Here is a 12,733-nt window from a genome sequence, read left to right on the forward strand (position 1 = left end):
CACATGTTGATTAACAATAAGTTAATTTCTGCCTAGTATCAAAACTTTAATAAAGATAGCTTATTCAGAAAATCATTTTTAGTTATGAAAAAATTAAAGCTGAAATTTATTTCTATTTTCTTGGGGTTGATTTTAGGGCTTTTTCTTGGAGAAATATTTTCAAGAATTTATTTTTTTGGAACTGCTGCTTTTTCTTATTCTAAAGTTAATTCTTTTAGTCTTTTAGACAATTCTGGTTTATTACAATATTCAGATACTGATGGTTTGAAATACGAGTTACTACCTAATTTAAACACAAAATACAAACTTGCCGATTTCCACACCAATAATGAAGGCTTTAGAGACCGTAATCATACATCTAATTCAAAAGCTTATAAAATTGCTGTTTTGGGGGATTCTTTTACCATGGGTACCGGAGTTTCGGAAGATGAAATGTATGTAATAAAAACAGAAGAAATCTTAAATAAAAAAGCTTCGGACACAATCTATGACGTATTTAATTTTGGAGTCTCTGGTTACGCATTAAATAATTACATAACAATTTTAAAGAAGGAAGCGTTACAATACGATCCAGACCTCGTTGTTATTGGTTTTTGTGCGTCTAATGATCATTATAAGATTGGAACTGATTTTTCTTTAGATACATTTAGAATAAAACCAAAAAAGAACGTGTTTTGGGATTCTTATTTAAAGAAACTATTGCAAATAAAACTTTTTAGCCCTGCTTATAAGCCTATTATTTATGAATCACATCAATTAAACTTTGTAAATGACAAATTCAAAGAACTTCAGCAAATTTTAGAAGAAAACAACATAAAAGGACTTATTTTTTATTTAGATTTAGTGTACGATCCTATAAGGGTTCAACAAATAAAAGAATTATCAATTAGAAATAATTTGTTTTTTTTAGACATATCAATTCTATTTAAAGAAAAAGAGTTATCCAATTATATTGTAAATGAATTAGACCCACATCCAAACGGAAGAGCTAATCTTATTTTCGCAAAAGCATTAAAAGATTTTATTTTACAAAATGAGCATGTTATATTTAATGAATGATGAGCAATAAAATTATCATATTTAATCCTAGAAGTGCGAATGCAAAGCACAGATTGCCAAACACCATTATACAGGTAGGAGCTGCTATACATGGAACATATGATTATGTTTTTATCGATGGTAATATGGAATCTGATCCATGGAAGACCATTTCCGGATATTTTGCCACTGGTGAATTTAAATATTTTTGTCTTACTATAATGCCGGGGCCTCAATTGAAACAAGCTATTCCCTACACAAAAAAAATAAAAGAATTATATCCAGATTCTATCTCAATTTGGGGTGGTTATTTTGCATCTAATCAATACAAAGTATGCTTAAACTCTGGCTATGTGGATTATATCATCAACGGGCCTGGTGACAATACTTTCCCTCAGTTGTTAGATGTATTAGAAGGTAAAAGTGATCAACAACTGCAGTTCATTAGAAATCTTATCTATAGGGATACAAATAATAAAATTGTGCAGACTGTTAAAGAAGCGTTATTAGATCAGGATTCCCTGCCTCCATATCCATATAAATATTTTAATACCTTCTATCCTTTAGAAAGGTATCTTGCTAAAACATTTATGGGAAGAAAGACTTTTGCATATCATTCTAGTATGGGTTGCCCTTTTACTTGTTCTTTTTGTGCGGTAGTACCCATCTATAATGCAAAATGGAAAGCCAAAACTGCATCAACGGTATATAAAGATGTATCTTATTTTAAGAAAAAGTACAACATTGATGCTGTAGAATTTCACGATAACAATTTTTTTACATCAAGAAAGCGGGTTTTAGAATTTTCCAACCTCATAATAAATGACGATATTCAATGGTGGGGAGAAGGAAGAATTGATACTATCAATAAATATACTGACGAAGATTTACATTTAATGCGTAAGGCAGGGTGTAGAATGATGTTTTTAGGCGCAGAAACCGGAAATGATGAAGTCCTAAAACAAATGAACAAAGGAGGTACACAAAGTGGTCAAATGATTAAGGATTTTGTAGGGCGCATGAAAAAAGTGGATATCATTCCCGAACTTTCTTTTGTATTAGGCCTCCCAGGCGATAACGAGAAAAAAGTATATGAACAAATTCTTTGGGACATTAATTTTATAAGAGAGATAAAATTCATCAACCCTGATGCAGAAATAATTATATATTTATACAGTCCTGTCCCCACAGAGGGATCCGAATTATATCAACAAATTGTAGATGCCGGTTTCTCATTCCCGCAAACCTTAGAAGAATGGATCGATCCTAGTTGGGAAAAATTTGATTTACGCAAAAACCCTTTAACACCTTGGCTCAAACCCTATATGATCGATAAAATTCAAAACTTCGAAACGGTTTTAAACGGATATTATCCTACTACTTCTGATTTTAGAATAAAAGGCTATAAGAAATGGTTACTTAAACTAGTATCGGGATACCGTTTTAAATATCAATTTTATAAATTTCCGTATGAAATAAAAATACTTCATAAAATCTGGAAATATCGTCAACCAGAAATTGAAGGTTTTTACTCAGAATAACCAAATACTATGCTAAAAAGAATTAAAAAAGCTATATTTCCTTTAGCAAAATTTGCATTCGACACCTATCATCTAAGGCATAGAACCTATGAATATAAAGGCATTAAAGTCGCTATACATCCTGAGGTATTCCCTCCTCATTTTACTATAAGTACTAAAGTTCTATTAGACTATTTAAACCCTTTGGATCTGGAAAAAAAATCTTTTCTGGAATTAGGTTGCGGTTCTGGAATTATTTCACTGTTCGCAGCTTCTAAAGGAGCAAATGTAATCGCATCCGATATTAATCCAATCGCTATTAAATCGCTCGAAGAAGCTTCTATAGATAATAACTTAGAGATCAACATACTCCAATCCGACCTTTTTGATAAGATGATACCACAACCCCTTGATTACATTGTTATTAATCCTCCTTATTATCCTAGGACACCAAAAAATGATAAAGAACGTGCTTGGTATTGCGGCGAGAATTTTGAGTATTTTAAAAAACTATTTTCACAGCTTCCAAAACATATCGCGCCAAATACCTGGATGATATTATCCGAAGATTGTGATATTAGGTATATCAAAGAGTTAGCTATTAATAACAGACTTGAGTTTGATCTTATCTTTAAGAAAAGCATTGTTAGAGAGAAAAACTTTATTTTTAACATTCAAAAATTATAATCAATTTGCAAATCAATTCGCGAAATATATTACTAGATATTATCAAAATAATTGCTGCATTATTAGTTATTGGTTTACACTGTCGCTTCTTGTTTGATTATAATAAAATACTATACCAAATTACTTCTAATGGTATTTTTAAAATAGTAATTCCATTATTTTTTTGCATTAATGGCTTCTTCTTATTCGATGTTTTCAAAAAAAAAGGGATGAAAAAATGGATAAAAAGAGTTGGGTTACTTTATCTAATTTGGATGTTGATTTATAGCTATTTTTGGATAGATTTTAAAAATCCTAACCCTATTAAAATTCTGCAAACGCTTTTATATGGATTCAATCATTTATGGTATTTAATTGCGCTATTAATTGCTGGATTCTTATTGTACAAACTTCAAAAATTATCCAATATTACATTATTAATAATGGCTTTTTTTTTATTTGTAATAGGAGTTAGTATTCAATATATTGGAAAGTTTCATATAGCTAATAGTATACCTTTGATAGATAAAGCAATGAATTTTCCCCCATTACATCGAAATTTTTTATTTTATGGACTTCCTTTTTTGAATATTGGATATGTGATTAGAAAAACAAACTTTCATACCAAACTTAATAAAACACAAACACTCATTTTATTAATAGTAAGCATTGTATTGGTTGCTTTGGATAGTTTAATAAATTATCACTACTTAACTTATAATGTTGTTCTTAATATGCACATATCATTTTTATTAGTAGGTCCAATCCTTCTAATGGTTCCTTTTGTATTTGCAATAAGGTCTAATATTAACAGTAAGCTGTTATCATCTTTTTCGATAGCCATATACCTTGTACACCCGTTGGTTATTTTTATACTTTTTAAATTCTTTAAATTCGAACCAACAGTACTTACACTAATAACCATTATAATATCAGTAGGTGTCTCCTTGGCTTTAATTAAATTAAAACAACGGTTTTTTAAATACTTGGTATAATTATTACTCTATTATGAAATTAAGTAAACTCGAACTTTTAGACTCTAAAATTACCTAAATGAAAAAATGGGCTAAATATATATTTGTAGCATCACGTAATGTTATTATCGTAATTGTATTATTAGAGGTTCTTTTAGGTGTTTTTTATTTTTATAATGACACCAGTGGAATCGATGAAAATACCCAAAAAAGAATTGACTCTGGTGTATATGGAGATTTAGAACCTGAAATTGTTAAAGAAATTTTTCAAGAACTAAGAGTGCAATATATGCAATGGGATCCTTATACTGGATATCGACTAAAAAAAATGAATGGTAAGCACCATACTATTTCTAACAAAGGAATTCGCAAAACATTAAATCTTAATTTAAAAGATTCTACTACGGCTATAAACATATTTTGTTTTGGAGGTTCGACCATGTTCGGTGGAGGTTCGAGAGATGAATTTACGATCCCATCAGAGCTTTCAAAATTAATTTATAAATCGTATCCAGACCTAAATATAGAAATTACCAATTTTGGATGTCATGGATATACGAGAGCTATGGAAAATGTGCAATTACAACGCGAAATTACTAAAAACAACATTCCTGATATTGTGATTTTCTATGATGGTGTGAATGAAGTTATTTCTGCTCATCAAAATAATGAAGCAGGGTTACCAACAAATGCATATAATCGGATAAAAGAATTTAATCTCGGCTATGATTATAAAAAAAGAATTCAGTTGTTTATTACCTCTAGTAATATCATTAGACTTACCAAAACGCTGAGAGCTAAACTGTTAACCGGAAAATTTTATCCTAAATTAGATACCCGTTCCAACGAATTAGCAAAAGAAGTAGCAGAAACGTATGTAAATTATGTAAAATTATCAAAAGCATTAGATAATACATACAACTATACAACTTTCAACTTTGTTCAGCCAGTAATTTATTCCAAAAAACAACTGACAAATGCTGAAGAAATTTTAGCCGACGATCATAGTTATTACAAAAATCTTTATGACATTTCTTACGACCATATAAAAAGAGATTCGTTGTTAATAGAAGACAGTACGTTTATAGATATCAGTAACGCTTTCAATAAAAAAACTAGAACAATTTACACAGATTTTTGTCATACGGGAGAATACGGTAATTTAATAGTAGCTAAAAATATTATGGTGTATTTAAAACCTCTTTTAAGCAAAAAATACCAGCTCTTAGAATAACGTATATACAAATGGTGAAAGCACAGAGTTTTCTGCAAAAAGCATTAACGCTCCTAGTAATACTAAAACAATAATTATAGGAATTAACCAGTACTTCTTTTGTTGTAACAAAAACCTTATAAATTCTAAAAAAATTCCTGATTTATTCATAGTTAATACAGTTTTTCATAATCAATATTACCGTTCTTATCTAACCACCCTATATGATCATTTTTTTTTCTTTTCATCTTTAAAAAAAAAGAAATTGGGGTAAATAATAAGTAATAAACAATCCCTAAAATAATAAAAGAACTAATCTCCCCCAAAATATTTCCCAGAAATAACCATATAAATAAAAAAGGAAAAATAATTACGGGACGTAGCAATACCAATCCACCTAACACTATAGCGCTAACTAATGTAATAATTTGCTTATCATTAAAGACTAATCCATTCTTGTAAACTGACACAAAATATACCGCTAAAAGGAATACAGTAACTAATCCTCCGAATTGTTTTTGCTTTTTTTTATCCAAACTATTTTTCTTTACAATACTGAAATTACTTTTAATCCAATTCATAATGTATTTGTTTAGTAAGAATTGTGGTCACATTTGTATTGTTGTTTTTATCAATCACATAATTACCAAGTACTAGCACATCCATTTCTGTTTGAAAAAAACACTTCAGTGCATCTAATGGAGAAGCTACAATAGGTTCTCCTCTTACATTAAATGAGGTATTAATTAACACTGGACAGGAGGTTTTTTGATCAAATGAACTAATTAATCGATGTAATAATGGATTTTCATCTTTAGCTAGTGTTTGAACTCGGGCAGTTCCATCTTCGTGAATGCAAGACGGAATCACGTTTCCTTTATTGCTGTTAAAAGTAAATAACATATATTTTGATGGCGTTATATTAGAAAACCAATCTTGTGCTTTCTCAGCTAGCACAATAGGTGCAAAAGGTCGGAAACCTTCTCTTTTTTTAATACTCATATTCACGTGTTTTTTCATATCCTCAAATAAAGGACTTGCTAAAATACTTCTGTTTCCCAAAGCTCTGGGACCAAATTCCATCTTACCCTGAAACCAGCCTACTATTTGTTTGTTTTGTAAAGCTGTAGACACATCGTCACAAAGTTGATCATCATTTTTTCTCGTATACACTACCTTATGCTTCTTTAAAACAGTAACGATAGCCTCGTCATCATAACTTATTCCTAAATACGCCTGGCTTGACAAATCATCTTTTATATATTCCCTATCTTTTTTTAAATAATGGTAATATCCGATAAAAGCAGCTCCAATTGCTCCTCCTCCATCACCCGATGCTGGTTGTACCCATATATTTTTAAAACTAGTTTTCTTAATCAGTTCACCATTTGCTTTACAGTTTAAAGCTACTCCTCCAGAAAGGCATAAATTTTCCATCCCGGTAACTTTCTTTGAATACTTGGTGATAGTTTGTAAAAAATCCTCAGTAATAGACTGTATGGAACTTGCTATGTCACAATAAAAAGAAGTCATTTCTTCATCTACATTTCTGGATTTTTTTCCCAATACTTCACAAAAAGCCTTATTAATTGTTGACTTTCCTTTATCGAAAGAGAAATATTTTAGAACAAGATTCACTTCTCCTCTATCCGAAATAGAAACAAAGTGTTCCAAAATCAATTCTTTATATATTGGTTTACCATAAGGAGCCAACCCCATCAATTTGTATTCACCTGAATTTACTTTAAAACCACAATATTGAGTAAACGCACTGTATAATAATCCAAAAGAATGCGGATAATGTTGCTCTTTTAGGATAGTAACTTGGTTTTCTTTTCCTACCGCGATCGTAGTACAGGCCTTTTCTCCTACTCCATCAATAGTTACAATAGCACTTTCCGAAAATGGTGAGGTAAAAAAAGTAGCAGCCGCATGAGATTCGTGATGTTCCGAAAATAAAATTTTACCTGAGTATTGTAATTCCTTTTTGATGATTGCAGGGATCCAAAGCTTTGTCTTAGTCCAAGTTTTTATTGACTTTCTAAAAAAATTAAATGCCAACGGTGTATTAGATTGGATTGAATTTATTATTCTATCAAATTTTAAAAATGGTTTCTCATAAAACACTATTAATGATATGGAGGATATTTCTATTCCAGCTTCCTTAAGACAAAAATTGATAGCTTCATTGGGAAATGAAGGATCATGCTTTTTTCGGGTGAATCGTTCTTCCTGAGCAGCTGCTATAATTTGACCATTCTTAAGCAAACAGCATGCAGAATCATGGTAGAAAGCAGAAATTCCGAGTATGTACATTAATTAAAAATTGAATTATCTAAAAAATTAAAAATCTCCTCCTGCCCTCTAGCATTTAAATGAGGATCATTCTTAAAATACAATCGATTAAATTCCTGATCCTTTTGTCTAAGATATAAAATTGGATTTAGAAATGTTACATTTTTAAGACCTTCAAAATCTGATTTGGCAGTTAAGTAAAATGGGTAATCAATATTTTGAAAATAATTAACATCACTAAAACTCCCTTGAAGCCCCTTCATGTTTGATAAATAATAGTTATTAAGTTGTGCACAGTGTGGAATAAAAAAAACGAACACATTACTATTTTTTGAAGTAGTACCCAAAAAGCTAGTCATCTCTTTTTTCCAAATATTATATCTATCCCTAAAGTCATCTTTTAACACAATGCTTTTATAAAGAAACTCATTATTTACTTTGAAAAGCAAAACTTCTCTAGGGTTATATCGTTCGGACGAAAATTCACTTTTATCAGAATATGATGTTTTAATATTTGGATTGTACTTTTTTAAACGCTGGTTTAAATAAACACCTGACTGAAAATAATCAGAAAGTTTCCAATATAAACTTCTGGGTATAGATAACTCATTCCAATTTGATAAGTGTTTTACATCAATGAGATCATTACCTGCATATACCTGATATATAATATTTTTTGGATTGTATTTTTCTATTTTAGATTTAATAAAACTATTCACCTGCTTTATCCCAGTGCCTGGTATACTTAGATTTATAATTTTTTTTTCTGGATATTTCTTACGTATAAAATCTATATAATTGTTAGGATACGTAGAAAATGAATCTCCAATAATTAAATAATCTATATTTTCTGATTCCTTATATAGCCCTTTATTTAGACTTGAAAACTCTACTTTGTAAAAATCTATGACATAAAACCTGTATGAGACTTCAAAAAGAAAAGCGACAATAGTCAAAATAATCAATGTTTGATAAAACAATCTTAAAATCCTTCTCAATTTCAAAAATATTTGCTTTTATTTTTTCACGATAAATGTTCCTCTTTGAAACTTAGTTAACTCTATTGATTCTGGTCTTGAAACATATTTATTAATTACATCATTATGTATCAATTCAGGATTTAGTTCCTTACGTATCCTATAATTTTCTCCAATAAAATCAAGTACATTTAAACCATTCTCCACGAACATATCTAAGTAATAAAGATAAGATAGACGATTTGTATAAGCTATTGAATTTCCAGACCAAAATTTCCAATAAGCATCAGAAAATCTCAAAAAATTGAATTCAGAAATATTCTTATCTTCAAAAATACCAGGGTTTGCGTAGTGATCAATAAAATTGACCGTATGAACGGTAAAACAATCCTTTTTCAACCAAATTTTCAGCTTTTTAAAAAGACTTTCTAAAAATTCTGGAAAAATATGTTCAAAAACAACTTGAGAACTTATATAATCAAAGCTTTTTTCTTCCTCCTCTATAAGATCGAACGTATATGGAGCAATATAATGAATATTGCAAAAAGATAATACATCTTCAAGGTTATTAAGATTCAAGATACTATCTATTTTTTTCTGAATAATATTTCTTGTATAAATTCCATGATTCGAAAGTTGTTCTATAAAAACCGGATCATTTAGAAAAATGATTTGTTTCTTGAATGTGTTAAATCGTACATCTTTATTTATATCAACAGTAATAATCTTCTCAAAGCCTAATAAATACAGGATAATAGGTGAAATCATGGAGTATCCAGTTCCTATTTCTAATGCTTTACATTTTTTATTTAAATCTAAGTCTGTATAATTAAATTTCCGTAAACATTCATTCAACTGATATTTAACTACGTTAGAATGATAATTTTTATGAAGCGTGGCTGGAACATGATTTAGTTTGTCTCCTATTTTAGATAATGAAAGCATTTTTTGTAATGTAGCTTTAATCCTCCAATCCATAAATAACTATTTAATTCAAATTAGCACAAGCTAAATCTAAACTAAATTCAACTTCTAATAAAGAAAAATCCTATTAAATACTAATTAGTACTTAATAGGATTTTCAGTTAATATCATAAAAAACTTATTTACTCAAATACATCTTACGTCTTGCGTATAGATCATAAAATTGGTCATCTTTAAGATCATCAATGAATAAAATACTCTCTCCTGTACTTTTCATCTCTGGTCCTAGTTTCTTATTTACATTTGGAAATTTATTAAAAGAAAATACTGGTTGTTTGATTGCATATCCATCAAGATGTGGTTTAAAATCAAAATCTGTAACCTTCTTTTCTCCTAACATTACCTTTGTTGCATAATTTACATAAGGCTCTCCATAGGCTTTTGCAATAAACGGTACTGTTCTGGACGCTCTTGGATTTGCTTCAATGATATAAACGATATCATCTTTAATTGCAAACTGTATATTTATTAACCCAACAGTGTTTAGTGCTAAAGCAATTTTATGCGTATGATCTTTGATCTGCTGCATTACAAACTCTCCCAAGTTAAACGGTGGTAGCGTAGCGTTAGAATCTCCAGAATGTATTCCACAAGGTTCTATATGCTCCATAATACCTATGATGTATACATTCTCTCCATCACAGATGGCATCTGCTTCTGCTTCGATCGCTCCATCCAGATAATGATCCAGTAATAACTTATTGTTCGGTATTTTCCGTAGTAAGTCCACTACGTGCTCTTCTAATTCTTTTTTGTTGATTACAATCTTCATTCCCTGACCACCTAATACATAGGATGGACGTACTAATATTGGGAAATCCAAACGATCAGCCACAGCCAGCGCTTCATCGGCAGTTTCAGCGGTATCAAACTCAGGATAAGGAATATTATTCTCCTTTAACAAGGTTGAAAAACTTCCTCTATCTTCTGCTAAATCTAGTGATTGATAGGTTGTTCCGATAATTTTTATTCCGTATCGATCTAATTTCTCTGCAAGCTTCAAGGCAGTTTGTCCACCTAACTGAACGATAACACCTTCTGGCTTCTCGTGTCTAATGATATCATAAATATGTTCCCAGAAAACGGGTTCGAAATATAATTTATCTGCAGTATCGAAATCTGTAGAAACTGTTTCAGGATTGCAATTGATCATAATGGTTTCGTACCCGCATTCTGCAGATGCTAAAACTCCGTGAACACAGCAGTAATCAAATTCAATTCCTTGTCCGATACGATTAGGACCCGAGCCTAATACAACTATCTTCTTTTTATCAGTTACCACACTTTCGTTCGCAACACTTACTTCTCCGTCAGGAGTTTCAATAGCGGCTTCGAACGTGGAGTAAAAATAAGGAGTTTGGGCTTGAAACTCAGCCGCGCAAGTATCCACTAATTTGTACACCCTGTTAATTCCTAATTCATCTCTTTTGTTATATATCTCGCTTTCGTAACAACCAACCATATGGGCGATCTGTCTATCGGCAAATCCTTTCTGTTTTGCTTCAAGAATTAAATCCTTTGTTAATGATTGAATAGAATAGGTAGAGATTTCTTTTTCTAATAGATGTAATTCTTCATATTGTTTTAAGAACCACATGTCAATTTTAGTAATCTCGTGTATTCTACTTAGTGGAATTCCCATCTGAATGGCATCATAAATTACAAATACCCTATCCCAGCTGGCATACGTTAGTTTTTCTATGATCTGATCATAATCTTTATACCCTTTTCCATCGGCACCGAGACCATTTCGTTTAATTTCTAGGGATTGTGTCGCTTTATGCAGTGCTTCCTGGAAAGAGCGTCCAATTCCCATAACCTCTCCTACTGACTTCATCTGAAGTCCCAGTCTTCGATCAGAACCTTCGAACTTATCAAAGTTCCAGCGAGGAATTTTTACAATCACGTAATCTAGTGTTGGCTCAAATAAAGCCGAAGTGGATTTTGTAATCTGATTATCTAATTCATCCAATGTATATCCAATAGCCAATTTTGCTGCTATTTTGGCAATTGGATATCCAGTCGCTTTAGAAGCTAATGCGGAAGAACGAGACACACGTGGATTAATTTCTATGGCAATAATATTCTCATTTTCATCTGGACTAACTGCGAACTGAACATTACATCCACCTGCAAAATCACCAATACTACGCATCATATGAATCGCCATATCACGCATACGTTGGTAAGTTTTATCACTAAGTGTCATTGCTGGCGCAACGGTGATAGAATCTCCTGTATGGATACCCATTGGATCCATATTTTCTATAGCGCAAATAATCACCACATTATCATTAGCGTCTCTCAGTAATTCTAATTCATATTCTTTCCAACCTATCAATGCCTTATCAATCATTACTTCATGAATAGGAGAAACCTCTAATCCCCGAGTCAGTAATTCATCAAATTCTTCTTCTTTATATACAAAAGATGCTCCGGCACCACCCAACGTATAGGATGCCCTAATTACCAAAGGAAAACCAAACTCCTGAGCGATCTCTTTTCCTTTAAGATAAGACCCCGCCGTAGCCTGAGGAGCCATTCCAATCCCAATTTTGAGCATTAGCTCCCTAAACTGTTCTCTATCCTCAGTAATATTAATAGCATCAATATCAACACCTATGATTTCTACATCAAAATCTTTCCAAATTCCTTTTTCATCGGCTTCTATACAAAGATTCAGTGCAGTTTGTCCACCCATTGTCGGTAGCACAGCATCAATCTGAGGATGCGCTTTAAGAATCTCGATAATAGATTTGGTATTCAATGGTTTTAAATATACGTGATCCGCCATAGAAGGATCCGTCATAATAGTTGCAGGATTAGAATTGATCAGTATGGTTTCTATTCCGTCTTCTCGTAAGGAACGTAAAGCTTGTGATCCAGAATAGTCAAACTCACATGCCTGACCAATGATAATAGGTCCTGATCCGATAATCAATATACTTTTGAGTTTTTCGTTTTTTGGCATTTTGATGTTGGTATTGAAATTTAAAATATTTTTTTAGGAATCGACCAGATATAAAAAAAGGCGTTACTCCTAAAAGTAACACCTTAATATTTTCA

At 31.2% G+C, this 12,733-nt stretch carries 11 protein-coding genes; 5 read left to right on the forward strand and 6 right to left on the reverse strand.

Going from position 1 to position 12,733, the window contains the following annotated elements; translation table 11 throughout:
- Positions 1-84 precede the first annotated feature (84 nt).
- From ACWGOQ_RS10215 to ACWGOQ_RS10235, 5 genes are read left to right on the forward strand one after another with little or no spacing between them, the layout of a single operon-like run.
- On the forward strand, positions 85-1,059 hold the full coding sequence (locus tag ACWGOQ_RS10215) for an SGNH/GDSL hydrolase family protein (RefSeq protein WP_452058298.1): 975 nt from the start codon (positions 85-87) through the stop codon (positions 1,057-1,059).
- Positions 1,059-2,579, forward strand: a complete 1,521-nt coding sequence (locus tag ACWGOQ_RS10220; protein ID WP_452058297.1) for a B12-binding domain-containing radical SAM protein — start codon at positions 1,059-1,061, stop codon at positions 2,577-2,579. The genes ACWGOQ_RS10215 and ACWGOQ_RS10220 overlap by 1 nt, the downstream gene beginning before the upstream one ends.
- 9 nt (positions 2,580-2,588) lie before the next feature.
- Entirely contained in the window at positions 2,589-3,245 is a 657-nt protein-coding gene (locus ACWGOQ_RS10225) for a methyltransferase (RefSeq protein WP_452058296.1), read from the forward strand.
- Positions 3,246-3,250: 5 nt separating this feature from the next.
- Positions 3,251-4,219, forward strand: coding sequence for an acyltransferase family protein (locus tag ACWGOQ_RS10230; protein ID WP_452058295.1), 969 nt, complete (start codon positions 3,251-3,253; stop codon positions 4,217-4,219).
- 58 nt (positions 4,220-4,277) lie between these two features.
- On the forward strand, positions 4,278-5,432 hold the full coding sequence (locus tag ACWGOQ_RS10235; protein WP_452058294.1) for an SGNH/GDSL hydrolase family protein: 1,155 nt from the start codon (positions 4,278-4,280) through the stop codon (positions 5,430-5,432).
- Here the strand turns inward: ACWGOQ_RS10235 and ACWGOQ_RS10240 are convergent.
- From ACWGOQ_RS10240 to carB, 6 genes are all read right to left on the reverse strand, one after another.
- Complete coding sequence (locus tag ACWGOQ_RS10240; protein ID WP_452058293.1) at positions 5,424-5,582, reverse strand: DUF5989 family protein; 159 nt, start codon at positions 5,580-5,582, stop codon at positions 5,424-5,426. The two genes, ACWGOQ_RS10235 and ACWGOQ_RS10240, sit on opposite strands and share 9 nt — an antisense overlap.
- Before the next feature lie 2 nt (positions 5,583-5,584).
- A complete protein-coding gene (locus ACWGOQ_RS10245) occupies positions 5,585-5,992 on the reverse strand; it encodes an SxtJ family membrane protein (protein WP_452058292.1) in 408 nt (135 codons plus the stop codon).
- Positions 5,979-7,727, reverse strand: a complete 1,749-nt coding sequence (locus tag ACWGOQ_RS10250) for a carbamoyltransferase family protein (RefSeq protein ID WP_452058291.1) — start codon at positions 7,725-7,727, stop codon at positions 5,979-5,981. Before ACWGOQ_RS10250 ends, ACWGOQ_RS10245 begins: the two co-directional genes overlap by 14 nt.
- Positions 7,727-8,704 (reverse strand): hypothetical protein, encoded by a 978-nt coding sequence (locus ACWGOQ_RS10255; protein WP_452058290.1) that lies wholly within the window; start codon positions 8,702-8,704, stop codon positions 7,727-7,729. Before ACWGOQ_RS10255 ends, ACWGOQ_RS10250 begins: the two co-directional genes overlap by 1 nt.
- 18 nt (positions 8,705-8,722) lie before the next feature.
- The gene (locus ACWGOQ_RS10260; RefSeq protein WP_452058289.1) at positions 8,723-9,661 is read right to left on the reverse strand and encodes a class I SAM-dependent methyltransferase; all 939 of its coding nucleotides are present in this window, start codon (positions 9,659-9,661) and stop codon (positions 8,723-8,725) included.
- Positions 9,662-9,785: 124 nt separating this feature from the next.
- Positions 9,786-12,638 carry a carbamoyl-phosphate synthase large subunit gene (carB, locus tag ACWGOQ_RS10265; protein ID WP_452058288.1) on the reverse strand — a complete coding sequence of 951 codons (2,853 nt, stop codon included), beginning with the start codon at positions 12,636-12,638 and terminating at the stop codon, positions 9,786-9,788.
- Positions 12,639-12,733 lie beyond the last annotated feature (95 nt).

This window comes from Aquimarina ulvae (genome assembly GCF_053613295.3).